This window comes from Streptomyces akebiae (genome assembly GCF_019599145.1).
Lineage (GTDB): Bacteria > Actinomycetota > Actinomycetes > Streptomycetales > Streptomycetaceae > Streptomyces > Streptomyces akebiae.
The window spans coordinates 10,133,031-10,156,082 of record NZ_CP080647.1 but is presented as its reverse complement, the minus strand read 5'-3'; the positions used below and the strand labels follow the sequence as shown (position 1 = coordinate 10,156,082).

Below are 23,052 nucleotides of genomic sequence, written 5' to 3'. Positions count from 1 at the left end.
GAAGGAGGGGGCCTGCGGTTCAGAATCTCCTGCCGAGCTCCTGCGCCTGGGCATGTGCGTCGCGGCGCAGGAGATCGGCGTCCTCGGCGATCTGATGCGCTCTCAACTGGATCGTGGAAATGTCGGTGACCCCCGCCCATCGCAACCAGCCGTCGAAAGCCGGCATCTGGTGGTCGTCACCGAAGGTGGGCGGCATTCCCGGCCCATAGACCGAGCTGGTGTAGACGACCACCGCTTTCTTTCCCTTGAGCAGACCGGTGTAGCCCGATCCCCGGTCGAAGGAGAAAAGCATGTGCGCCTGGCTCACCACGTCGATGAAATGCTTCAGGACATAGGGAATTCCGAAATTCCACATGGGCACGCTGAACACGTATCTGTCGTAGCTGTCGAAATGTTCGAAGGTGCGCCGGACCGCCTTCCAGGCCACGGCGCCCTCGCCGTCGGCCCGTCCCCCGGACGCCTCCGCCCGCTTGGCCTCGACCGCCGCCGCCCCGAACTCGGGCAGCCGTTCCCGCCAGAGGTCCAGGACGTCGGTCGTCGCGCCGGGACGGGTCCGGCGGTAAGCGGTGACGAGGGTCTCCGCGATGGCCCTGGACTGCGAGCGCTCGCCCATGGGGGAAGCCGCGATGTGCAGCAGACGCGCGGCGTCGGCGGGGGCGGAGGCCTGCACGTTCGCGTTCACCTGATGACCGCCTTGGATCGCATGAGGAACTCCGCGAGATGGCCGTCGTGCGGGACGCCCGGCACCATCCGGTGCGTGGGGTGGTCACCGACATGCACGTTGCCGATGCCGGGTTCGTCGACCAGCCGCTCGACGAGCCGACCGTCCCCGCCGATCACGGTGAGCACCAGGGTGTTCCGCAGCGGTCCGAGGCCGTCCTCCGGCGACCAGGGTGCCACCCAGACGCAGGGGAAGGGGAGTTCGATGCCGAGCTGCGGCGCGTTGGGGCGGTCCAGCTGGATCACGGCGGGGCGCAGTACGGCGCTGCCGTCGCCCAGTTCGTCGACGATCCCGTCGCCGCCGAGCCACGGGGTCGCGCCCTCGGCCTGGCCGAGCAGGTACCTCTCCAGCACCCGGGCTTCCGCGGTGGGCCGCACGGGCAGGACCGCCTTGTCGTCCTCCGGGGGCAGGCTGGGCAGGCCGGCCAGCCGCTCGGCGATGGCAGCGGCGACCGGTGCCGGGTCGCCGGCCACCAGGACGGCGGTGGCGTTGACGCAGGCGACGCCACCCTCGTCCCGGATCGAGGAGACCACCGTGTCGAGCGCGGACGACAGGGCCGCGGCCCCGCCCGTGTCCACGTCCGCGAGCAGGATCTTGGAGCGGCCGGGCCCCTGTGTCAGGACGTTCGGATGCCCCCGGTACTTCTCCACCACCGCGTCACCGCCGTACACCAGGGACAGGTCGGCGCCCCGGACGATGTCGTCGGCCACCTGGTGGTCGGTGGGCAGCAGCAGGAGCCGGTCGTCGCCGATTCCCTCCTCGCGCAACGCCGTCACCAGCCGGTGCGGGGTGAAGGGCTCGCGACCGGAGGGCCGTACCGCTACCCGGTAGCCGAGCGTCAGCGCTTCGAGCCAGAGGCTGTGCACACCGGGGTGGTTGCCTGCGGCGTGCACGGCGAAGACGTCACCCCGCCGGGCCCAGACCGCCCCGCCGCCCCGGGTCAGCGGATCCCGCCAGTGGCCGGCCGTGGCCGTGGGGCGGGCGCCTCGCACCGTGCGTTCCACCCCGGCCGCCGCGCGCTCGATCCGCGCGGTGGCGGACCTGACCACCGCGACCGGCACACCGGAGACCCGGCTCACGAGCCGCTGGTACTCGGAGGCCGGCAGACCTCCCACCGAGCCGTGCGCGAACGCGTGCCCCGCTCGGGCGATGACCTCGGCCGGTTCGCCCGTGTCGGCCGGGCGGGCGGCGCGCAGCGCGGACAGACCGCGCTGCACGAACAGCCTCGGCACCTGGCTGAGTTCGGCGACCGCCCGCCCGGTGACATCGGCCACGGTCAGCCGGTTCCGCGCCCGGAAGGCACCGCGTGGGCCCAAGGCGTCGAGCTGGACGGGACAGCCCACCGACGCGTACGTCGGCGCCTCGACCGGCGGGTGCGTCGGCGCGTGCCTCGGGCCGCTCATCAGTAGACCCCTTCGATGACTACCTCGTCGTCGAAGGTGCGGACCGGGCTGACGTCGGCGACGGAGTCGCCGAGGTGCCCGGCCTCGGGTCGGATCCGGGTGGCGACGTCACGCTCCAGGTTGTTGGGGAGCAGCGCGCTGCGGCTGATGTGATGCATGACGACCTGGCCGCGCGCCCCGTAGGGAACCGGCCGCCTCGTCTCGGGGTCGACGACCGAGAAGGAGATGTGGGGCGCGAAGGGATCGAAGACGCACTCCTCCTCGCTGCCGGCGCGCTCGACGGCCCCGCAGAGAATCATGGTGCTGCCGTAGTTCCCGAAGAGCTGGACGTCGGGGAAGACCTCGGTCCGGAACAGGTGGCGACTGTCGGCGTCCATGTGGGCGCCGCTCCAGATGATCACCCGTACCTTCTCGTTCACCAGCTTGACGAGGTGTTCGTGCTGGGCGAGCCGCTCCAGCAGCGGGGGCGTGATCACCAGTACGCCGATGTCCTGGGTCTCCAGCAGGAACCGGCCCTGCTCCAGGAGGTGTTCGACATAGCGGGCGGCCTCGTCGGCGCGTCCCTCGGCGATGCATTTCTTCACCCAGCGCGGGTCGAGGTCGATGGTGGAGGTGAAGCCGCCCCGGCGCCGCGCCTGTCGGGCCACGACCTCTCCCCACAGGTGCGGGCCGCTGGGGATCATGGCCAGCCAGTGGGCGCCGTGCGGGTGACCGCGTTCGTCCATCCGTCCGGCGGACCAGGTCACGTACCGGTCCATCCAGTCGGCGAGGTAGGCGACCCGCTTGGGGGCGCCGGTCGTGCCGCCGCTCTCGTAGACGCCGATCACCTCGGTCGAGGAGCCGTAGCCCTGGGGGACGAGGTCCCGGGCAGGCACGTCCCGCAGTTCGTTGACGATGTTGGGGAACAGCTGGAGGTCGTCGAAAGCGCGCACGTCGCGACGCGGGTCGAAGTCCAGTGTCCGGGCCCGCCGGAGCCAGTACGGCGAACCCGTGGTGGGGCTGAAGTGCCACCGCATGGCGGCCTGGATGAACTCCTCCGGATCGGGGACCTGGTCCGGGGGAAAGGTGAGAACGGGGTCGGAGGCGACTGCCATGGTTGCTCCTTCGGACCGGGTGCGGACCGGAGTTCGGGATGGAGTTCGGAATGGAGTTCGGGACGGAGTTGGGATCCGGGGTCAGACCGGGAGGACGACATCGGGACGGGTCCCGTGGGCGGTCCGTGGGCGGGGACTGTGGCGGAGGTAGACGGCCCAGGTGACCGTGGCGCAGGCGGTGTAGAAGACCAGGAATCCGGTGAAAGCCGGGATCCCGTCGCCCCAGCCGGCGAAGGACGCGCGGAACGCCAGGTTGACGAGGACGCCTCCGAGCGCGCCGATGGCGCCGGTGACCCCGATGAGCGCGGCCGACAGCCGCCGGGCGCGCGACAGCCGTGCTCGGGCTTCGGCATCGGCATCGGCATCGGCGCCCGCGCCGTCTCGGAGCGCCTTTGCCCGGAAGATGGCCGGGATCATCTTGTACGTCGACCCGTTGCCCGCTCCCGCGAGGGCGAGGAGCACGATGAAGTCGGCGACGAACAGACCCGGCGAGTCCGTGCGCGACGCCACGACCGCGCCCCCGGCACCGAGCATCAGCCCCACGAACACGGCGAAGGTGACCCTGGCGCCGCCGACGCGGTCGGCCAGCCAGCCGCCGACCGGCCGGGTCAGCGAGCCGAGCAGCGGCCCGAGGAAGGTGAGCGACGCGGCCTGCAGCGGCGTACGGTCGAACTGCGTCTGGAGCACCAGGCCGAACGCGAAGCAGTAGCCGATGAACGAGCCGAACGTGCCGAGGTAGAGCAGCGACATCACCCAGCAGTGGGCGTCCTTCAGGACGTCCCTGAGGGCGTCGGTGTCGTTGCGGTTGCCGGGCAGGTCATCCATGAGGAGCGCGGCGCACACGGCGGCGACGACGATCGCCGGGACGAAGACCCCGAGCAGCAGCCGGGGTTCGGCCGCCCCCACGGTGCCCAGGACCGCGAGGGCGGCCAACTGGGTCACGGCGACGCCCAGATTGCCGCCGCCCGCGTTCAGGCCGAGTGCCCAGCCCTTGTGGCGCTGCGGGAAGAAGGCGTTGATGTTCGCCATGGACGAGGCGAAGTTGCCGCCGCCGAGTCCTGCCGTGGCGGACACCAGCAGCAGCGTGCCCAGCGAGGTGCCGGGGCGCAGATGGACGGCCGTCAGCAAGGTGGGCACCAGCAGCACAGCCGCGCTGAGAACGGTCCAGGTACGCCCGCCGAACCAGCCCACCGCAAGCGTGTACGGGATCCGCAGGGCGGCTCCGACCAGCGTCGGCGTGGAGACGAGCAGGAACTTGTCCGCCGGGGACAGTCCGTACTCCGGCCCCAGGAACAGCACCAGCACCGACCACAGGCTCCAGACGGAGAACCCGACGTGCTCGGCCAGGATCGAGAACGCCAGATTGCGCATCGCGATCCGCCGCCCCGTGCGCCGCCAGAATGCGTCGTCCTCCGGATCCCAGTACCCGATTCGGCGCGAGCCGCGCTTCGCCACGGCGCTCATCGACAACCTCCTGAAGCAGACGGATGTGCCACACCGCGAGGGAGCGGCGCGCGGGAGAAGGACGGACCCACCCAGACGACGCGACGGGCTTGGCGGCGAGTGCGGACCGGCGGATCAAGTGGGGCTGTAGGGGCGGGCGTTCCGGGCCGTGACGCCACCCCATCGAGGGCCGCCCGGGCACGGCACCCACCGGCGGACCGCGTCGAGCCGCGGTCGAGGTGGCGCCAGGGCCGAGGCGGTGCCGTAGCCCGGCTCATCCCGGGAGGGTCTTCGCCGCTCCCGTCAGGATCCGGCGGTAGACCGTGGGGTCGTCGGACTTCAGGACGACGGCGCTGTCGCCCGGCCGGCCCGCCCAGTCGTAGTCGACCCCGGGGTTGGGCCAGGACCCGCCGTCGGCGGTGAACAGGTGCGGGCTCGTCACCGCGCCGCCTGGGGCGAAGTCGGCGACGTGGGAGAGCGTTTCGGCCCGCGCGCGCCCGGTGTCCAAGGCCTCGCCCAGGGCCCGGGCGTCCACTTCGGGCACGGACCCGGCGACGTCGAGCACCACATGTCGCATCGTGATGCAGGCACTGTCGGCGAAGAACGCCCTGCGCAGCGCCCGGTCGAGGGCCTCGCTCGCCGCCAGGCCCTGCTCCTTGGCCGCCTGCACCGCCTCCGCCGCGAGCAGCCTGCTCACCGGCCAGCGCCAGTCGGGTTCCGCCCAGGGCCGCCACCCCGCGTCGGGCTCCATCTCCGCCGCGACCGGGATCTCGGCGTCGATGACCGGCTTCGGCAGTGTGCCCCGGTTGACCACCTCCAGCAGGACGGCGCGGTGGTCGAACCGTACGGCGTCGGTCAGCTCCAGCTCGGCGCGGGTCCGCCACAGCCGCTGGACGGCGACGTGCGCCCAGGGGCAGGCGAGGTCCGAGTAGACCGCCACCGTGCCCGGCAGAACTCTGATCATGTGTCAGGGGCCCTTCTCATGTCCGGGTACACGGGTACACGTCGGTTCGGCCCCGCCCCGCGGGAGTCCCGGCCGGGGTGCGCCGGGACGCCCGCGGAGGCGGCCGGTGCCGGTCAGGCGGCCTTGGCCGTCCGGCGTCGGGAGGTCCTGGCCGGGCTGCTCGACGTGGTGCGCGCCGAGCGGGTGCGGGCGATGTCGAGCCCGTGGTCGTCGTCGGAGAGGAGCACCTTCTCGTAGGTGGCGCGCACCTCGCGCTTGAGCACCTTGCCGGTCACGCCGAGCGGGATGTCGTTCTCGCCCTTGACCAGGACGACCGCGGAGACCTCGTGCATCCCGGCCTTGCGCAGCGCCCCGTTGAGCTGCGTCAGCAGCTCCCGTGCGGTCAGTCGGCAGCGCTCGGCCAGCCGAACCACGGCGACCGGTTCGGACAGCTCCTCGTCGTCGGGACTGATGGCGGCGGCCACGACGCAGTCCACGGCCTGACGGCACGCCTTCAGGACGATCTCTTCCGTGGGCAGGCTGTAGACGGGCCCACGGGCGGTCTGGATGACGTCGGTGGCACGGTCGTACTGGTAGAAGCGCCCCTGCTCGTCGTAGTACCCGATGTCACCGGTCAGCCAGAAGCCGTCGTGCTTCGAACGGTGCGTCAGGTCGGGGTCGTTCCAGTAGCCCAGTGTCTCGGTCGGGGTCTTGACCGCGATGAAGCCGATCTCGTTCGGACCGAGCCGTTTGCCGTGCTCGTCATAGACGGTGGCCTCCTCGACGATGGGCTCCGGGTAGCCGACGCACCGCTTGTAGACGTCGGTGTCCGGGCCGTGGATGTTCTGGAACACGGCCATGCCCACCTCGGTCGAGGCGAGTCCGTCGATGTAGCGCGAGCCCTGCCGCCACTTGCCGCCGACCCGGTGCCTGCCCAGCCGCACCAGCTCCCGGACGTGCGCCTCGTGCGAGGCGTCGGCGGTGCTGAGCCAGGTGGTCACCCGCGCCGCCGCCGACGGCTCCACGCCCTGTGCCGCCAACTCGCCGAAGGTGATGGGGAAGGCGATGACCACCGTCGGCTTCCACCACCGCATGACCTCGGCCACGGCCGGCCCGCGCTGTTCCTCCATCACCAGGGTGGGCACCCCGGTCAGGGTGGCCATCATCATGTAGCTGAGGCCGGAGCCGTGGGACGGGGGGAACACCAGCAGGTTCTTGTCGTCGAGGCCCGAGGGCATCGTGAGGATGCGGGGGCGTTTGCCCGCGAAGAACTGCCGGTGACCGAGGATCGGGGCCTTCGGCATGCCCGTGGTGCCCGAGGAGTGCGCGATCAGCACCGGGTCGTGATCGCCGTGCATGTAGGGGTAGCCGACGGGCAGCGGACCGACGCGACCCGCCGCGTCCACCTCCTCCTGCGAGACCGTGAAACCGAACCCCTCCGGACTGTCGGTGGCCGCGAGCAGGCTCTCCAGACGGTCGGCGTCGGCGACGACTCCCCGTGGCTCCAGCCGTTTCAGATAGCGGGCGGCGGTCTGGGGTGCCATGTTCGGGTTCACCGGGGCGGGAATGGCACCGATGCTGTTCAGTGCCATGAAGTGGACGAAGTTGGCGATGCCGTCCCCGCTGTAGATGCCGACCCGGTCGCCGCGTGCCACGCCGGCGGCGTGGAACCAGCGCGCGTACCGCTCGGTCGCGTCCCGCAGATCCGCCAGGGAGTACGTACGGACGTCCTGCTCACCGCCGCCGCGCGGCAGGTGGTGGAGGAGCGGGGCGTCCAGGTCGGCGGCCCGGTCGAGGGTGTGCCAGAGGAAGGTTCCCACGCCGAGGGAGCGCTCGGACACCAGTTCCAGCCGCGCGCGCAGCCCCCGGTGCGAGGGGCCCAGCCTCATACGGCGGACGGACGCCAGATGCCGCTGGAGTGATCGGATCTTCATCTTGGCTCTCCTTGACTCGAACTCGGTGCTGAACGGGTGGAACGCGCGATTCGTCGGTGGACGGGGGCCCGGCGCCGGGCCGGGGCCCACTGCCCGCGGTGGTTCTCATCTCGCGGGCAACGGCTCCAGGAGCGTGTCCAGGTGGGCCTGCCAGGTGCGGCCGGCCAAGGGGTCGGGCGGCGCCGGTACTCCACCCGGCTCCCAGCCGGTCACGACCCGGATGCCGTGCAGGGCACTCGTGATCCACACCTCGCATCCCGCGAGGCGGGAGGGGCTCACCCGCGTGTGCCGCACCGTGACCCCGAGGCGGGCGGCGTGGTCGAGCAGCAGCCGCCGGGTGATGCCGGGCAGGATCCGGCCGTCGTCCGGTGCGGTGCACAGGTCGCCCCCGTCCCACCACAACAGGCTGCTGAAGGCTCCCTCGACCGCGTGGCCGTCCTCGTCCAGCAGGACGGCCTCGTCGGCTCCGTGGAGCCTGGCCTGCTTGCGCAGCCCGCCCTGGGCGGCGAAGTCCGGACCCTTGACCGTGGGACGGGTGCGCGGGTCGACGCGGTCCGCCACCCAGACCCGGGCGGTGTCCCGCAGTCGGGGGGCGGGGCGCAGCCGCAGCGCGAGCCTGTGCGGCCGGCCCGCGAGCAGTTCGACGCGGGGGAACCACTCGCCGCTCCGCGGCAGTTGCGCGGTGACGGCGGCGCGGAACTCCGCGATCTCGGCCCGGTCGACACCACGGAGGCCGACGGCGCCGCCGAACCGGCCCCAATGCATTTCGTAACCCCGGGCCCGCCCGTCCTGGACCAGCCAGGAATCGGCTATCACCATTCCCCGGTCATTCTCCTGGGCGGTGAAGCCGTCCCGGGAATTCCATACGAGAAAGGACTGGACGCCGATTTCGGTACGCATGACGGTGGCCTCCTGACTCCGGGCAAATCCCCGGACGCGAAATACGGACGCGAACTCCGGACGCGAACTCGGGGTGCGAACTTCCCGCTGCCATGAAGGTAAATGAAGGCGGGAAAGGAGGGACAGAGCCATGTACGGCCGTAACGGGGGAGCCAATTCCGCTGGATTCGAGGTGCCGAACGAGGCCAACTCCCCCGGCCGCACAGCCGTTCGATACCGGTGCGCGACTGAGCGCGGTGGCCCGTGTTCGGGGCCACCGCGCTCAGTCGCACGTCTCGGCGCGTCAGACCGAGAAGTCCCGGTCACGCGTCTCCGGGAGGGCCAACACACACAGCAGACTGACCAGACAGAGGCCTCCCGCGTACACACCGAGGACGAGCGGCGACTTCCACTGGGAGTTCAGCCAGGTCGCGACCAGCGGGGCGAAGCCGCCGCCGAGGGTGTTGGCGAGGATGAAGGTCGCCGACGCCCCCGTGTAGCGCAGCCGGGCCGGGAACAGTTCCGGCAGGAAGGCGGCGATCGGCGCGAACATCAGGATGAAGAGCACCAGCCCCACGGTGAACGCGCCGGTGATGACCAGCCCGTTGCCGGTCCGCATGGAGCCGAACATGGGCAGCGCCCACACCACGCACCCGATGGCCCCGGCCATGATCACCGGCCGACGCCCGACCTTGTCGGCCAGCCGGGCGACCGGTATCACCGCGGCGGCCGTGACAGCGGCGGCCACGCTCGCGGCGGCCAGCATCGTGTTCTGCGCGATGCCGAGCGCCTTCGGCCCGTAGGACAGGCTGTAGACGATCGTCAGGTAGTAGACGGCCGAGCCGCCGGCCGCCGCGCCGATGCCCAGCAGCAGCTGTCCCGGGTACTCCTTGACCAGGGCGCCCAGCGGGAAGCGCGGGGCGGCGGGGCGGTCGGCCTGGGACCGGCCGCTGAACACCGGTGACTCGCTGACCCGGGTACGCACCCAGAAGCCCACGACGATGAGCAGGGTGCTCAGCAGGAACGGGACCCGCCACGCCCCGTCGGCGAAGCCGTCCCGGCCGGCGACGGCGATCGTCGGAAGGATCACGGCGCTCGACAGCAGGAAGCCCAGAAGCGCGCCGATCTGGGGAATGGACGCGTACACCGCACGCCGCCCCGGCGGAGCGTGCTCGGCGGCCAGCAGTACGGCGCCGCCCCACTCGCCACCCATGCTCACACCCTGCAGCAGCCGCAGGGCCACCAGAAGCACCGGGGCGAGGACGCCCACGGTCTCGTACGTCGGCAGCAGTCCGACCCCGACCGTGGCGATGCCCATCAGCACCAGTGAGGTCACCAGGGCCCGCTTGCGGCCGAGTCGGTCTCCGATCGTCCCGAACAGCACGACGCCGATGGGGCGGGCGAGGAACGCGGCGGCGAAGGTGAGGAAGGCGGCGAGGGTCGAGACCGTGGAGTCGCCGGACGGGAAGAAGGCGGGGCCCAGGACGAGCGCGGCGGCCGTTCCGTACACGGCGAAGTCGTAGTACTCGATCGTGGTGCCGACGAGGCTGGCGACGGCGACGCGCGAGACGTTCCCGTCGGCCGCGGGCGGTGGGGCGGGCGGTGTCGCGGTACCGACTGCCGCCGCGTCGCTGCTGGTCTCGGACATGGAGCGGTTCACCTCCGGCAGACCCGGGTCATGGAGTGACGCGGGCCACAGTGGGGACTGGGTGCCGTGGACTGTAGGAGGCCGGTGACCGGTCGGCGCACGGCTGTGCCGCTCTGTGGAACAGCCGCCGATCGTCGGCGCGGAACGCCTCCGAGCGCCTGTAATATGCATGTTTTTCCCGGCGCTTCGCCCACCTCCCCCGGCGGCGGGTGAGGTGGGCGAAGCGCCTGGTACGGCTCAGTGGGCGCGGTTCCCGGCCGACGCCAGGTCGAGCGCGATGTCGACGATCATGTCCTCCTGGCCCCCGACGAGCCCCCGTCGGCCCACCTCCATGAGCAGTGCGCGGGCGTCGACCCCGTAGAGTCCGGCGGCTGCCTCGGCGTGCCGCAGGAACGAGGAGTACGCGCCCGCGTAGCCGAGGGTGAGCGTCTCCCGGTCGACCTGGACCGGCCGGTCCCGCAGCGGTCGTACCAGATCGTCGGCGGCGTCCTGGAGGGCGAACAGATCACAGCCGTGCTTCCAGTCCTGGAGGTTCGCGACCGCGACGAACGCCTCGATCGGGCAGTTGCCCGCGCCCGCGCCCTGGCCCGCGAGGGACGCGTCGACCCGGGTGACGCCCTCCTCCACGGCGACCACGCTGTTGGCGACCGAGAGGGAGAGGTTCTCGTGCGCGTGGATGCCGATCTCGGTGGCCGGGTCCAACGCGTCGCGGTAGGCGCGGACCCGTTCGCGTACGCCGTTCATGGTGAGCCGGCCGCCGGAGTCGGTGACGTACACGCAGTGCGCCCCGTACGACTCCATCAGCCGTGCCTGCGCGGCGAGTTCGGCGGCCGGGGCCATATGGCTCATCATCAGGAACCCGGCGACGTCCATGCCGAGGTCACGGGCCTTGGCGATGTGCTGCGCGGAGATGTCGGCCTCGGTGCAGTGGGTGGCGACGCGCACCGAGCGGACACCGAGGGCATGGGCGCGTTCCAGCTCGGCGATGGTGCCGATGCCGGGGAGGAGGAGAGTGGTGAGGACCGCGTCGGTGAGGTGCTCGGCCGCCGCCTCGATCCACTCCCAGTCGGTGTGGCTGCCCGGCCCGTAGTTGACCGAGCCGCCGGCCAGTCCGTCGCCGTGGGCGACCTCGACGGCGTCGACCCCGGCGGCGTCGAGCGCCGCGGCGATCCGTCCCACGTCGACGGGGTCGATGCGGTGCCGGACGGCGTGCATGCCGTCCCGCAGGGTGACGTCCTGGATGTACAGCTTCCGCGTCATCGGCGGTCCTCCGGGTAGGCGGCGTCGTGCCGGGCCATCGACTCGGCGACCCGCAGGGCGGCGGACGTCATGATGTCGAGGTTTCCGGCGTAGGCGGGCAGGTAGTGGGCGGCGCCCTCGACTTCGAGGAACACCGACACCCGGGTGCGCACCGGCCCCGCGTCCGGCGGTACCAGGGTGTGCACCGGTTCGGTGCCGTCCACCGGGGTGAACTGCACCTCCTGCTTGAGGCGGTAGCCGGGGACGTACTGGGCGACCCGGTCGACCATGGCCTCGACCGACGCGCGTACGACGTCGTGGTCGGCGTCCCCGATGAGGCAGAACACCGTGTCCCGCATGATGAGCGGGGGTTCCGCCGGGTTGAGGACGATGATCGCCTTGCCCCGGGAGGCACCGCCGACGGACTCGATCGCGTGGGACGTGGTCTCGGTGAACTCGTCGATGTTGGCACGGGTGCCCGGTCCCGCGGACCTGGAGGCGATGGAGGCGACGATCTCCGCGTAGAAGACCGGTGTCACCGCCGAGACCGCCGCGACCACGGGGATGGTGGCCTGTCCACCGCACGTCACCATGTTCACGTTCATCGCGTCCAGTCGGGTGTCCCCGTTGACCGGCGGCACGACGAACGGACCGATCGCGGCGGGGGTGAGGTCGATGAGCCGCTTGCCGTACGGCGCCAGCCGGGCGGCGTTGGCGGCGTGGGCCTTGGCCGAGGTCGCGTCGAAGACGATGTCGATGTCGTCGAAACCGGGCAGCGCGATCAGCCCGTCGACGCCCTCGTGGGTGGTGGGCACCTTCAGCCGGGCGGCGCGGGCGAGCCCGTCGGAGGCCGGGTCGATGCCGACCATGGCGCTCATCTCCAGCGTGTCCGACAGACGCAGGATCTTGATCATCAGGTCGGTGCCGATGTTGCCGGACCCGATGACGGCCACCTTGGTTCGCTTCACGCGTCCTCCTCGGGCCGGCGCGGCTCCTGCGGGCGCGCGGAGAACACGGCGGTGACCGCGCCCAGCGAGCTGATCTCGGCGCGTATCCGGGTGCCGGGCGGCACCGGGACCATCGGGCCCAGAGCGCCCGACAGGACGACCTGCCCGGACCGCAGCGGAAGGCCGTACTCCCTGGCCGTGCGGGCCAGCCAGGCCAGCGCGTTCAGCGGGTCGCCGAGACAGGCGGCGCCGTCGCCCGCGGAGACCTGTTCGTCCTCGGCGTACATGCGCATGGTGACCTCACGCGGCTCGAACTCCTCCAGCGTGACCCGGTGTTCACCCAGCACGTACAGACCGCTGGAGGCGTTGTCCGCGATGGTGTCGGTGAGCCGGATGTCCCAGTCGGCGATACGGCTGTCGACGATCTCGATCGCCGCGACGGCGTACTCCACCGCACCCCGGACACGGGCGGCGTCGAGGTTCCCGTCCGCCAGGTCCTCCCCCAGGACGAAGGCGATCTCTGCCTCGGCCTTGGGCTGCGACAGCCGCTGCGAGGGGACCTCCGGCTCTCCCGACACGTCCATGTCGGCGAAGAGCATCCCGAAGTCGGGCTGGTCGACGCCGAGTTGCCTCTGCACGGCCGGAGAGGTGAGCCCGATCTTGCGTCCCACGACGACCGCGCCCGCGGCCAGCCTGCGCCGCGTCAGCTCGTGCTGCACGGCGTAGGCGACAGCGATGTCACGCTCACCCAGCAGATCGCGCACCGGAGCGACGGGGCGCCCCTGCTCCACCGCGGCGGTCAGCCGCGTGACGGCTCGCTCCACCGCGTACGTGTCGATGGCCATACCGGTCACCGCCCCTTCGCCGTGGCCACGGCGAAACCGGCGATCCAGGCGGGGACCGCCTCGTAGAACCGGGACACCAGGTCGTACGGGCCGGTGGCGGCCAGGGAGGCGAAGGCGGCGATCCAGGTGCGGACCTCGTGGGCGGAGTTGCCACCCTCGCCGGCCATGCCCTCGACGGTCCAGGTGTCGAACTCGGCCAGTTCGCCGTTCTCGACGTGGTCGAGGAACCGGTTGTCCCAGGCGGGGTTGATCGGGATCATCGCGGTCGAGCCGGCGGCGTAGTCGCGGCCTGCCTGAACGACCCGCTGCTCGGCCTTGGCGCGCTGCTCGGGGGTGGGCGGACGGCCCTCGATGAGGGCGTCGGCGACCCTGGGCGGCGCTCCGTCCAGGACCGGCACGGGCGGGTCGTGGGAGAGGCCGCCGGAGGCCAGGAACAGGACCCTGCGGTCGAGTTCGGCCGCTGCCCGGCCGATCGCGGTACCGAGCGCACGGACCCGGCCGACGGGGCCGAGCGGAGTGGCCACACCGTTGACGAACACCGGCACCACGGGCACCTTGTCTATCCCGCCGAAGAGGACCTCCAGGGGCTGCGCGAATCCGTGGTCCACGGTCATCCGGGCCGAGACGGTCAGATCGACACCCCGGTCCAGCACGCCCCGGGCCAGCGCCCGCGCCGCGGCGGTGTCGACCGACAGCGGGCCGGCCGACGTGCCGAAGTCGCCCACCGCGTGGGCCTCCGTGGCCAGGCAGAAGGGCGGCATTTCCTTGTAGAAGAAGCCGTTGTAGTGGTCGGGCGCGTAGAGGACGACCAGTTCCGGATCGTGGGCGCGGACGAACTCGCGGGCTCCCTCGACGGCCCGGTCGACCCGCACCAGGACCTCGGGGTCGGGATCGTTCTTGCCGATGAGGGGCGAATGGGACAGCCCGACGGCTGCTGCGGTCATGACGCTTCCTTACTTGTGCGAGGTGCGGGGGCGGGCCGGGCCCGGCGGGTGGACGACGAGCTTTCCGGTGAGACCGCCGTCGATCATGAGCTGGAAGCCCTTGTGGATCTCGGCGAGCGGAAGGGTCCGGTCGATGACCGGGCGGACGCCGGTGGCCTCCATCAGCCGCAGCATCGCGACCAGTTCGACGCGGGTGCAGCCGGTGGAGCCGAGGATGCGCTGCTGGAGATAGAAGATCCGCCCGAGGTCGGCCGGCGGGTTCATCCCGCTCGTCGCGCCGGCGATGACGACCGTGCCACCGGGGCGGAGCGACTTCAGCGAGTGCGACCAGGTCGCCTCGCCGACCGTCTCGATCACCACGTCCACCCGTTCGGGCAGCCGCTCGCCCGGGGCCACGGCGGCGCGTGCTCCCCAGGACACGGCCTCGGCGCGCTTGTCCGCGCTTCGGCTGGTGGCGTAGACGACGGCACCCGCGGCCACGGCGAGCCTGATGGCCGCGGAGGCGACACCGCCGCCCGCGCCCTGCACGAGCACCCGGTCGCCGGCGGTGATCCGGGCCTGGGTGAACAGCATGCGGTACGCGGTGGTCCAGGCGACGGGCAGACAGGCGGCCTCGTCGAACGAGAGCCAGTCCGGCTTCGGTACCAGGTTGCGGGCGGGAACGGTCAGATACTCCGCGAACGCGCCGTCGTGCCGCTCGGACAGCAGCGCGCGACCGGGGTCCAGCGTCTCGTCGCCCCGACCCGCGTCCGGATCGCCGATCACCGGGTGGACGATGACCTCGTTGCCGTCCTCGTCGTAGCCGGCCGCGTCGCACCCGAGGGTGATCGGCAGCCGGTCGGGAGGATGCCCCACTCCTCTCAGCGTCCACACGTCGTGCATGTTCAGCGAGGAGGCCACGACACGGACGCGTGACCACCCCGGGCGCGGGGTCGGCTCGGGGACATCGCGCAGCACCAGCCCCGACAGCGGGTCGGCGGCGCTCTGGGAAATTGCGGTTGCGGCAAGCACGCGGCCACGGTCGCGCCGACCGGCCGTGCTGCCCTAGCGCGTGTGCCGCTGGGCAGCACGGTTTGCGTGTACGCACCAGGGATGTGCGCGGGCACGCCGCAGCCGCGCCGCGAGCCGGGAGGAACCCGGCTCGCGGCGCGGCTGCGGCTGAGGGGAGCCGGTTCGGGCTGCCCCTCAGTGAGGCATGTCGTCGAGGGCCGTGGACAGCTCGGCGAGAGCCGGTGGTTCGGCGGCGAACAGGACGACGGAGCAGTCGGGCAGATCCGCCTCGGTGATCCTGCGGAACCCCCCGGCCGACAGGACGCGCTGGGCGTGGACGTCGCGCTCGTCCGGGGCGGCGATGACGCGACGGCAGCGCGGGGCGGCGGCGAAGAGCGCGGGAACGAGGACGCGCAGCAGGTCCGCGCCGGCCGCCTCGGGGACGCGGTCCGCGTGGTCGGCACGGTCGCCGTGCTCGGTTCTTCCCGTGCCGCCGTCGCCGAGCCAGACGACGAGGTCGTGCGCGCCGAAGGGGTAACAGGCCCGCACCGGATGGTGTTGGACCCGCTGGACATGGACGCGGAACTCCTCGGGTCCGCGCTCGGGTCCCCCCTCGTCTCCGCCCCGGTCCCCGGGACCGTTCCCGGCACCGTACGAGGCCGCGTAACCGCGCGCGGCCGCCCCGCGTGCGCCGAGCGGTTCGCCGGACGCTCCGTCGAGCGGTCGCAGCAACCAGCGGTCGCCGACGGTGGTCCGCGGCGCGATGTCGGGAAGTGTGACCACGACTCGTGCTCCCTGGATGGTGGGTCAGGACGTCGGCGCGCTCGGCGCGCTGCGCCGCGCCGTCACCCACCGGCGCAGCTCGATCTTGTCCAGCTTGCCGCTGGCGTTGCGGGGCAGCCGGTCGATGACCATGACGTCGGTGGGGAGCTTGTAGCGGGCCAGATACCGGTCGGCGAACGCCCGTACCTCCTCCACCGTGGGCCGCGTACCGGACGCGCAGCTCAGGACGGCCAGCACGGTCTCGCCCCACTTGGCGTCCGGTACCCCGACGACGGCGGCCTCCAGGATGCCCGGGTACTCGACGAGGACGCGTTCCACTTCGGCGGGATACACGTTCTCGCCACCGCTGATGATCATGTCCTTGAGGCGGTCCACGATGTAGTAGAAGCCGTCCTTGTCCCGGTAGGCGATGTCCCCGCTGTGGAACCAGCCCATGTCGTCGAAGGCGGCCCGGGTGGCGTCCGGGTTGTCCCAGTAGCCGGAGGTGACGTTGGGGCCGCGTACGCAGATCTCGCCCTGGGTGTCCGGTCCGTCGATCCCGGCCCCGGTGGCGGGGTGCGTCAACCGGATCTCCGTGTACGGCATCGCGACGCCGGCCGATCCGGTCTTCTCCAGGGTCAGCCGGGCCGGCAGGTAGGTGGCGAACGGTGCCGTCTCCGTCAGCCCCCAGGCCTGCTGGAGCAGCAGGCCCGCCTCGCCGTAGTCCCGGATCAGCTGTGGTGGGACGGGAGCCCCCGCGACGATCGCGGACCGGAGGGCGCCGAGGTCGGCGTCCGCGAAACCGGGCACACGGGCGAGGGCCGTGTACATGGCCGGGACCGCGAAGAAGGTGTTCACGCGATGCTCGACGAGGTCCCGCAGGCACTGGGCCGGTTCGAAGGCCCGGCGCAGCACCACGGTGCCGCCGCGCACCAGGGTGCGCAGGGTGAGGGCGTTGAGCCCGCCGATGTGGAACAGCGGGGCGAGGGCCAGGTTCACGTCGTCGCAGCGGGTGTCCACGACGGCGTCGACGTTGACCGCGTTCCACCACAGGTTGCCGTGGGTGAGCATGACCCCCTTGGGCCGGCCGGTGGTGCCCGAGGTGTACATCAGGGCCGCGAGGTCGTCGTCGTACAGCGCCACGGGTTCCCTTACGGGGCGGTGCGGGCCGCGCAGCGTGGACAGCGGCGTCCAGCCGGGCGCGGGCTCGTCCGTCGCCGGGCACGCGGGGTCGGTGTCGACCAGCAGACGGCTGCGGGCGGGTATGTCGTGCAGGATCGACTCCGCCAGTTCGCGGTGGCCCTCCTCGACGACGACGGTGTGGGCGCCGCAGTCGTTGAGGATGTGGCGGACCTCGTCGGCCGCGAGGCGGAAGTTGAGGGGGACGAAGACCGCCCCGAGACGGGCCGCGGCGAACAGCGTCTCCAGGAAGGTCGCGCTGTTGAGGCCGAGGTAGGCGATCCGGTCCCCGCGGCGCAGCCCGTGGTCCGACAGCCCGGCGGCGAACTCCCCGACCGTACCGTCGAGTTGTGCCGCGGAGATCTCGCGGCCCTCGTACACGAGGGCGGTCGGCGTGGGGTGCAGGGCTCTGCGGTGCAGCGCGGCGGCTGGACTGATGTCGACGGCGGCCATGACGGCGGCTCCTTCAATGGCTGTCGGGCGAGACGTTCGTCGGTGTGGGTCACAGGCCCGCGCCGCCGGCGGGGGCGCGGAAACCGCGTACGGCGATGCCGCCGTCGGCGGGGATCACGGCACCGGTGACGGTGCCGCTGTCGGTGCGGGAGGCCAGCAGGACATACGGACCGGTGAAGTCCTCCGGTTCAACGCTGGAGTCGTACAACGGGATCAGCGGCGGCGGCCTCTCGCCGGAGAGAGCCTGGGCCTCCTCGTTCCTGGCGAAGGACGCGGCGAGCGTGCGGTGGTGCAGCCCGAGGCTCTCGGGGCCGCGCAGTTGGGTGCGCATGCCGCCGACGGCTACCCCGTTGACGCGGACGCTCGGCGCCAGTTCGAAGGCGAACTGGCGCAGCAGGCCGAGGCAGGCGTGCTTGCTGGCGGTGTAGAGGGAGCCGCCGCCGTCGGTGTGCAGGGAGGCGTTCGAGAGGGTCATCACGATGCTGCCGCGCGTGGCGACCAGCTCCCGCCAGGCGGCCTCCACGGCCAGCGCGTACCCCTTGACGTTGATCGCGAAGATTTCGTCGAAGGCCTCGCCCAGTTCCTTGCCCGACAGGCGGGTCACACTGCGGTGGTAGTCCCAGATACCGGCGTTCGGGACGAGGACGTCGAGTTTGCCGAGCCGTTCGACGGTCGTCTCCACCGCCCGGTGCAGATCGTCCGTGCTGCGTACGTCGCCGGTGAGGGGCAGTACCCGGTCACCCAGCTCTCCGGCGGCGCGGACCACCTCCTCCAGTTGCGCGGCCGTACGGCCGAGGATCGCGACGCGGGCGCCCTCCGCGAGGTAGCGCAGGGCGACGGCGCGGCCGATGCCGGAGCCCCCGCCGGTGATTAGAGCGACCTCGTTCTCCAGCCATCCCCTGCCCATGGATCAGGCCTCCCCGAGGAAGTCGGTGACCAGGCGTTCGAACTCGGCCCGGCGTTCCAGTTGCACCCAGTGGCCGCAGCCGCCGAAGACGTGCAGTCGGACGTCCCGGATCTGCTTGAGCATCAACTGGGCGCCGTCCAGGGTGATGGTGCGGTCGTCCCGGCCCCAGAGCAGGAGGGTGGGGGCCTTGATGCGGTGGACGCGCTGCCAGAGCGGGTCCATGCCGTGCCGTTTGGCGAAGGCGGCGTTGTAGGCGTGGTAGAAGGCGATGTGGGACTCGTCGAGCGAGGCCTCGTAGCGGGCCTGGGCGGTGTCCGCCCAGCGTTTGGGCTCGGCGGTCATCACGCCGATGAAGTCCCGCATCTTCTTCGGCGTCGGGCCCTCGCCGTTGTAGTAGCGGAACATGGCCTTCTGTCCCTCGGTCGGGGTGGGTCCGAAGGGCAGCCAGCCGCCGCCGGGTGCCATCAGCACCAACTTCTCGACCCGCTCGGGGACTTCGAGCGCGGTGGCGATGGCCGCGGCACCGCCGAGGCTGTTGCCGAGCAGGTGGAAGCGGTCGATGCCGAGGGTGTCCAGGGTCTGCAGCAGCGCGTCGACGGTGATCTCGGTGATGCTGCGGGCGTCGAGATCCGCCTCGGTGGGACGGTAGCTGCCGCCGAAACCCGGCTGGTCGGGCAGGAGCACGCGGAAGCGGGGGGCGAGGGCGGGCAGATTCTGGTGGTAGTTGGCGACCGCGCTCGCGCCGGGACCGCCGCCGTGCAGCATCACCAGCACCGGCCCCTCACCGGTCTCGCTGACCGCGACGGGCCCGAGCGTGGTCCGCACGGTGTGCTCGACGAGCTTCGGCTCTTCGGTCTGGTCTTTGGTCACGCGAGGTCTCCAGGTTGTTCGTTCATCCGGCTGTCCGGCTTTCGGCTCTCCGGTCAGAGGAACGTGCTGATGTTCTTGGCGAGCAGGACGTTCTGGTCGAGCAGGATCGTGCGGCGGGCGATCAGCAGCCGTCCGTCGTCCGGGTCGCGGCGCAGCCGGTCGGTGCGTCCGCCGGCGTAGAGGTCGACCTCGCGTTCCAGGCGGTTGCGGTAGCAGAGGAAGGCCGACTCGGCGACGTACTCCCCCGGCTTCTCGGCAGCCCTGACCATGACGTTGGTGATCAGGTGCCGGGATCTGGACGGCGGGTCCTCGGCCCAGGCCATGCCCGAGTCGAAGCGGCGGATCCGCCAGGCCAGGCTCGCCCTGGTCTCGTCGAAGATCGCCACCTCGCCGGGTGTCCCGTCGGCCAGCGCCTGTTGTCGCCGCAGCCGGTTGGTGCGCACCGGCGCCCAGTAGTGCAGATCCTCCGTGAACAGTTCCAGCCAGTCCGCGTAGCGGTGCTGGTCGAGCAACTGCGCCTCAAGGGCGTACAACCGCTGGACTTCGAAGTGCAGCCGGACATCGGCATCGGACACCCTCTGCGTCGAGTCGACCGCCGGCTCCGGTGCGTGCGTGGTCATCGGTGGTTCCTCCTGCGGGCCTCACTGCTTGCGGGCATTCCAGCGCGGAGCGCGGGGCGCGGGGAGCGTGTGTGCCGTGGAGCGGCACGGCCGCGTGGGCAGGCGGGCGAACGGTCCCCGCCGGGGTCATCGCCTGAGCAGGGCGCGTAGGTCGGTGCGCTCGTCGGTCAGTTCCGTGGCGGACAGCCGGACACCGCGGTCGATGAGACGCCGGGCGGCCTTGATGTCCCGGGCGCGGTCGATGGCGGCGGCCGCGACCAGGCGGTCGCCGCGCAGGCCGAACGCGGTGAAGGAGCCGCTGTCGGGATCGCCGCGCAGTACGTGTCGCCCGGCGTCCGCCATGGTGCCGACCGCCTCCAGGCGCGAGCCGTGCCGGTCGGACCAGAACCAGGGCACGCCCGGGTCCGGCACCGGACGGCCCAGGATGCCCAGGGCGGCGGCCTCACCGTCCCGCTGGGCGGCCTCCCAGTGTTCGTGGCGTACGCGGTGGCCGTCGGGGCGGGCCACGTCGCCGACGGCGAAGACGTTCGGGTGCGACGTGCGCTGCCCGGGGTGGACGACGACGCCGTTGTCGACGCGCAGCCCGGCGGCCTCGGCCGCTTCCGTGGCCGGGCGGATTCCGATGCCCACCACCAGCGTGTCGGCGGTCAGGGTGCCGCCGTGCCCGGTGAGGCGTACGCGGAGGCCCTGGGGGCTCCGTTCGACGCTCTGGACCCCGGCGGTGACGACCTCGATTCCCTCGGTGGTGTGCCTGCGGTGCAGGGCGCCCGCGATGTCGCCGCCGACGGCCGCCGCCAGTGGCACCGGCACGGGGTCGACGAGAGTGACCCGGCAGCCCAGGGCCACGGCGACGGCGGCGGTCTCGGCGCCGATCAGGCCTGCGCCGACGACGATCACCCGGGCGCCGGGCAGCAGACGTTCCCGGAGGCCTTCGGCGTCGTCCCAGGTACGCAGTCGACGGACCGCCGGGTCGTCGCCGGGCACCGGCAGCGGACGCGGCGTGCCTCCCGTGGCCAGCACGATCCGGTCGGCCTCGGCGATCGTGCCGTCGGCCAGTTCCACGCCGCCCGAGTGGGGCCGGATCGCGCCGACCCGGGCGTCCTCACGCACCTGGACGCGCTGCTCCTCGTACCACCTCTCGGGCCGCAGCAGGACGTCCGCGCGCCGGGCCTTGCCGAGCAGGACGTCCTTGCTGAGCGGCGGTCGGTCGTACGGCAGCCCGTGCTCGGCGGAGTACAGGACCAGTTCCCCGTCGTACCCCTGGGCGCGCAGCGCGTCGCAGGTGGAGACGGCGGCCGGGCCCGCGCCGACGACGGCGATCCGCCGGGGCGCGGGGGGAGGGGGGCTCATTCGGCGGCCCGCTCGTCGGGCCGGCCGGGGTGGAGCCAGATGACGTCGTCGCGGACCTCGACGCGGTGGGTGCGCACGGCGAGGGTGGCGGGCATGCACTGGGGTTCGCCGGACTTCAGACAGAAGCGGGCACTGTGCAGCGGGCACTCGACCTCGCCGTCCTCGATCCAGCCCTCGGACAGGGACGCCCGGCCGTGCGAGCAGGTGTCGTCGAGGGCGTAGTAGGCGCCGCCGTCGTGAAAGACGGCGATGGCCTCGCCGTGACCGCTGGCCTCGGCCGGTACCTTCAGCGCCTCGCCGTCCTCGATGTCGCCGACGGTGGCGACGCGCACGGCGGTGCCGCTCGTGTTCGTGCTCATCAGGAGTCCTTCTCGTGCCAGGCGGGCGTGTTCATCAGGTCGCGCCAGCGGGCGTACAGGCCGCGGGCGGCGCCGTCGGTGTAGAGGCGGCCGGTGGTGCCCGGATGGACACCGTCCTCGCTCTCCAGCCCCAGGCCCATCTGGTAGTTGAGGGTCATCGAGCCGGAGACGAACCCATGGGCCGTGGCCTGGCACTCGCTCCAGTTCTCGCCGTCGTCCTGCTCGAAGATCCCGGTGGGCCCGAACGTGCGCAGGTTGTAGAGCCGTTGGGCGTTCTTCACCTCGTCCGGCATGGATCTGTCGACCAGCGTCCAGGCCCAGACCTCCATGCGGTCCGGGCCCTTGGGGTGCCAGACCCGGATGGAGCCGTTGACCGGGAGGTAGGAGAAGTTGGGGAAGACGGTGGCGTGGCCGGTGGTCATCGGCCCTTCCACCCGCGCGTCGCCGAGCCGCTCGCGCAGCGCCTCGTAGTCGTAGTGGGCGTGCACGATCCGGTCGTCGAAGCGGCTCTTGGGGTGGGTCGGGAAGCCGTGTCCGTGCCCGAGCGGATCGGCGTACTGCCGTCCGGGGGTCTGCACGATCTCCGTCCTGGGTCCCTTGCCCGTCGGCGACATGACCATCAGCGCGGAGGCGTGCGAGATGTTGACGTGGTACCAGTCGGAGGCGAACTGCTCGGCCGCCAGCTTCCAGTTGCCCTCCAGCACCCACTTGTGCACCCCGCCGACGACCTCGGTGCCTTCCGGATCGCGGTCCAGCATCGCGTCCATGTACCAGGTCATCCCGCCCAGCGCCTCGACGAGCGGCGGCGCGTCGGGGTCCCAGGTGGCGAAGACGAGCCCCTTGTACGAGTCGAGCCGCGCGACCTCGACCAGTCCCCACCGGTCCTGTTCGAAGTGGTCCGGGTAGTCGCCCTGGTTGGGTACGTTGACGAGCTTGCCCGAGGTGTCGTACGACCAGCCGTGGTAGCTGCACGTGAAGGCCTTGGTCGCGCCGGCGTCGGCCCGGCAGACCCGCATCCCGCGGTGCCGGCAGGCGTTGAGGAACGCCCGCAGCCTCCGGTCCCGGCCCATCGCGACGATGACCGGGTCCTCTCCCATGTACGTCGTGAAGAAGTCGCCGGGCTTGCCGAACTGGCTCTCGTGGGCGAGGAACAGCCAGCTCGGCGCGAAGACCCGGCGCAACTCCTGCTGGTACAGCACCGGATCGCTGAAGATCGTGCGGTCGATCAGCCCGTGGTCGAGGTCGAGGTACGCGCTCACGTCGACGGACGGGCGCGGCACGCCGGCGAGACGGTCGCTGGGCCGTACGGGCGGGGAAGTCATCGCCGGGCCTCCTCGTCGCGGATCGGGGCCGGGGAGAGGCCGGCGGGCGCCACGAGTGCGGGTGGGCGCGGAGGTGCGGATGGGCGGCGTGGCGGTGCGGGTGCGGGCGCGTGCCCGAGCGGGCGTGGGTGTCCGGGCACGGTTACCCGGGCGGAGCCCTGTCGTGCGGATCCGGGGCGCGGGACCGCCGGGCCACCCGA

At 71.9% G+C, this 23,052-nt stretch carries 21 protein-coding genes; all 21 read right to left on the bottom strand.

Annotation, left to right across the window (positions count from 1 at the left end; genetic code table 11):
- Nucleotides 1–19 precede the first annotated feature (19 nt).
- Entirely contained in the window at nucleotides 20–682 is a 663-nt protein-coding gene (locus K1J60_RS44000) for an FMN-dependent NADH-azoreductase (protein ID WP_259408202.1), read from the bottom strand.
- Nucleotides 679–2,124, bottom strand: a complete 1,446-nt coding sequence (locus K1J60_RS43995) for an aldehyde dehydrogenase family protein (protein ID WP_220651125.1) — start codon at nucleotides 2,122–2,124, stop codon at nucleotides 679–681. Before K1J60_RS43995 ends, K1J60_RS44000 begins: the two co-directional genes overlap by 4 nt.
- Complete coding sequence (locus K1J60_RS43990; RefSeq protein ID WP_220651124.1) at nucleotides 2,124–3,218, bottom strand: AMP-binding protein; 1,095 nt, start codon at nucleotides 3,216–3,218, stop codon at nucleotides 2,124–2,126. The genes K1J60_RS43995 and K1J60_RS43990 overlap by 1 nt, the downstream gene beginning before the upstream one ends.
- 81 nt (nucleotides 3,219–3,299) lie before the next feature.
- Nucleotides 3,300–4,682 (bottom strand): nitrate/nitrite transporter, encoded by a 1,383-nt coding sequence (locus tag K1J60_RS43985; RefSeq protein WP_220651123.1) that lies wholly within the window; start codon nucleotides 4,680–4,682, stop codon nucleotides 3,300–3,302.
- 253 nt (nucleotides 4,683–4,935) lie between these two features.
- The gene (locus tag K1J60_RS43980; RefSeq protein ID WP_220651122.1) at nucleotides 4,936–5,625 is read right to left on the bottom strand and encodes a DsbA family oxidoreductase; all 690 of its coding nucleotides are present in this window, start codon (nucleotides 5,623–5,625) and stop codon (nucleotides 4,936–4,938) included.
- 113 nt (nucleotides 5,626–5,738) lie between these two features.
- Nucleotides 5,739–7,538 carry a class I adenylate-forming enzyme family protein gene (locus tag K1J60_RS43975; protein WP_220651121.1) on the bottom strand — a complete coding sequence of 600 codons (1,800 nt, stop codon included), beginning with the start codon at nucleotides 7,536–7,538 and terminating at the stop codon, nucleotides 5,739–5,741.
- Nucleotides 7,539–7,643: 105 nt separating this feature from the next.
- Nucleotides 7,644–8,438 carry an aminotransferase class IV gene (locus tag K1J60_RS43970; RefSeq protein ID WP_220651120.1) on the bottom strand — a complete coding sequence of 265 codons (795 nt, stop codon included), beginning with the start codon at nucleotides 8,436–8,438 and terminating at the stop codon, nucleotides 7,644–7,646.
- Nucleotides 8,439–8,721: 283 nt separating this feature from the next.
- Nucleotides 8,722–10,065, bottom strand: coding sequence for an MFS transporter (locus K1J60_RS43965; RefSeq protein ID WP_398684183.1), 1,344 nt, complete (start codon nucleotides 10,063–10,065; stop codon nucleotides 8,722–8,724).
- Between the two features lie 237 nt (nucleotides 10,066–10,302).
- Nucleotides 10,303–11,325: a 4-hydroxy-2-oxovalerate aldolase gene (gene dmpG, locus K1J60_RS43960; protein WP_220651119.1), complete on the bottom strand. Its 1,023-nt coding sequence runs from the start codon at nucleotides 11,323–11,325 to the stop codon at nucleotides 10,303–10,305.
- Nucleotides 11,322–12,272, bottom strand: a complete 951-nt coding sequence (locus tag K1J60_RS43955; protein WP_220651118.1) for an acetaldehyde dehydrogenase (acetylating) — start codon at nucleotides 12,270–12,272, stop codon at nucleotides 11,322–11,324. The genes dmpG and K1J60_RS43955 overlap by 4 nt, the downstream gene beginning before the upstream one ends.
- Entirely contained in the window at nucleotides 12,269–13,096 is an 828-nt protein-coding gene (locus K1J60_RS43950; protein ID WP_220651117.1) for a 2-keto-4-pentenoate hydratase, read from the bottom strand. The genes K1J60_RS43955 and K1J60_RS43950 overlap by 4 nt, the downstream gene beginning before the upstream one ends.
- A 5-nt stretch (nucleotides 13,097–13,101) precedes the next feature.
- Complete coding sequence (locus K1J60_RS43945) at nucleotides 13,102–14,040, bottom strand: 3-carboxyethylcatechol 2,3-dioxygenase (protein ID WP_220651116.1); 939 nt, start codon at nucleotides 14,038–14,040, stop codon at nucleotides 13,102–13,104.
- Nucleotides 14,041–14,049: 9 nt separating this feature from the next.
- Nucleotides 14,050–15,051 carry a zinc-binding dehydrogenase gene (locus tag K1J60_RS43940; RefSeq protein WP_220651115.1) on the bottom strand — a complete coding sequence of 334 codons (1,002 nt, stop codon included), beginning with the start codon at nucleotides 15,049–15,051 and terminating at the stop codon, nucleotides 14,050–14,052.
- Nucleotides 15,052–15,225: 174 nt separating this feature from the next.
- On the bottom strand, nucleotides 15,226–15,813 hold the full coding sequence (locus K1J60_RS43935; RefSeq protein ID WP_220651114.1) for an acetyltransferase: 588 nt from the start codon (nucleotides 15,811–15,813) through the stop codon (nucleotides 15,226–15,228).
- 24 nt (nucleotides 15,814–15,837) lie between these two features.
- Nucleotides 15,838–17,424 (bottom strand): acyl-CoA synthetase, encoded by a 1,587-nt coding sequence (locus tag K1J60_RS43930; RefSeq protein ID WP_220651113.1) that lies wholly within the window; start codon nucleotides 17,422–17,424, stop codon nucleotides 15,838–15,840.
- Between the two features lie 49 nt (nucleotides 17,425–17,473).
- Complete coding sequence (locus K1J60_RS43925) at nucleotides 17,474–18,331, bottom strand: SDR family NAD(P)-dependent oxidoreductase (RefSeq protein WP_220651112.1); 858 nt, start codon at nucleotides 18,329–18,331, stop codon at nucleotides 17,474–17,476.
- Nucleotides 18,332–18,334: 3 nt separating this feature from the next.
- The gene (locus tag K1J60_RS43920; RefSeq protein WP_220651111.1) at nucleotides 18,335–19,201 is read right to left on the bottom strand and encodes an alpha/beta fold hydrolase; all 867 of its coding nucleotides are present in this window, start codon (nucleotides 19,199–19,201) and stop codon (nucleotides 18,335–18,337) included.
- A 53-nt stretch (nucleotides 19,202–19,254) separates the two neighbouring features.
- Nucleotides 19,255–19,821: a 3-phenylpropionate/cinnamic acid dioxygenase subunit beta gene (locus K1J60_RS43915; RefSeq protein ID WP_220651110.1), complete on the bottom strand. Its 567-nt coding sequence runs from the start codon at nucleotides 19,819–19,821 to the stop codon at nucleotides 19,255–19,257.
- 126 nt (nucleotides 19,822–19,947) lie between these two features.
- Entirely contained in the window at nucleotides 19,948–21,171 is a 1,224-nt protein-coding gene (locus K1J60_RS43910; RefSeq protein ID WP_220651109.1) for an NAD(P)/FAD-dependent oxidoreductase, read from the bottom strand.
- Nucleotides 21,168–21,530 carry a bifunctional 3-phenylpropionate/cinnamic acid dioxygenase ferredoxin subunit gene (locus tag K1J60_RS43905; RefSeq protein WP_220651108.1) on the bottom strand — a complete coding sequence of 121 codons (363 nt, stop codon included), beginning with the start codon at nucleotides 21,528–21,530 and terminating at the stop codon, nucleotides 21,168–21,170. Before K1J60_RS43905 ends, K1J60_RS43910 begins: the two co-directional genes overlap by 4 nt.
- On the bottom strand, nucleotides 21,530–22,852 hold the full coding sequence (locus K1J60_RS43900) for an aromatic ring-hydroxylating dioxygenase subunit alpha (protein ID WP_220651107.1): 1,323 nt from the start codon (nucleotides 22,850–22,852) through the stop codon (nucleotides 21,530–21,532). The genes K1J60_RS43905 and K1J60_RS43900 overlap by 1 nt, the downstream gene beginning before the upstream one ends.
- Between the last annotated feature and the right edge of the window lie 200 nt (nucleotides 22,853–23,052).

Bases quoted from the DNA above. Each gene is read 5' to 3' on its own strand.
- K1J60_RS43995 (WP_220651125.1), bottom strand. From the start codon at position 2,124: ATGAGCGGCCCGAGGCACGCGCCGACGCACCCGCCGGTCGAGGCGCCG.
- K1J60_RS43990 (WP_220651124.1), bottom strand. From the start codon at position 3,218: ATGGCAGTCGCCTCCGACCCCGTTCTCACCTTTCCCCCGGACCAGGTC.
- K1J60_RS43985 (WP_220651123.1), bottom strand. From the start codon at position 4,682: ATGAGCGCCGTGGCGAAGCGCGGCTCGCGCCGAATCGGGTACTGGGAT.
- K1J60_RS43980 (WP_220651122.1), bottom strand. From the start codon at position 5,625: ATGATCAGAGTTCTGCCGGGCACGGTGGCGGTCTACTCGGACCTCGCC.
- K1J60_RS43975 (WP_220651121.1), bottom strand. From the start codon at position 7,538: ATGAAGATCCGATCACTCCAGCGGCATCTGGCGTCCGTCCGCCGTATG.
- K1J60_RS43970 (WP_220651120.1), bottom strand. From the start codon at position 8,438: ATGCGTACCGAAATCGGCGTCCAGTCCTTTCTCGTATGGAATTCCCGG.
- K1J60_RS43965 (WP_398684183.1), bottom strand. From the start codon at position 10,065: ATGTCCGAGACCAGCAGCGACGCGGCGGCAGTCGGTACCGCGACACCG.
- dmpG (WP_220651119.1), bottom strand. From the start codon at position 11,325: ATGACGCGGAAGCTGTACATCCAGGACGTCACCCTGCGGGACGGCATG.
- K1J60_RS43950 (WP_220651117.1), bottom strand. From the start codon at position 13,096: ATGGCCATCGACACGTACGCGGTGGAGCGAGCCGTCACGCGGCTGACC.
- K1J60_RS43945 (WP_220651116.1), bottom strand. From the start codon at position 14,040: ATGACCGCAGCAGCCGTCGGGCTGTCCCATTCGCCCCTCATCGGCAAG.
- K1J60_RS43930 (WP_220651113.1), bottom strand. From the start codon at position 17,424: ATGGCCGCCGTCGACATCAGTCCAGCCGCCGCGCTGCACCGCAGAGCC.
- K1J60_RS43925 (WP_220651112.1), bottom strand. From the start codon at position 18,331: ATGGGCAGGGGATGGCTGGAGAACGAGGTCGCTCTAATCACCGGCGGG.
- K1J60_RS43915 (WP_220651110.1), bottom strand. From the start codon at position 19,821: ATGACCACGCACGCACCGGAGCCGGCGGTCGACTCGACGCAGAGGGTG.
- K1J60_RS43910 (WP_220651109.1), bottom strand. From the start codon at position 21,171: ATGAGCCCCCCTCCCCCCGCGCCCCGGCGGATCGCCGTCGTCGGCGCG.
- K1J60_RS43905 (WP_220651108.1), bottom strand. From the start codon at position 21,530: ATGAGCACGAACACGAGCGGCACCGCCGTGCGCGTCGCCACCGTCGGC.
- K1J60_RS43900 (WP_220651107.1), bottom strand. From the start codon at position 22,852: ATGACTTCCCCGCCCGTACGGCCCAGCGACCGTCTCGCCGGCGTGCCG.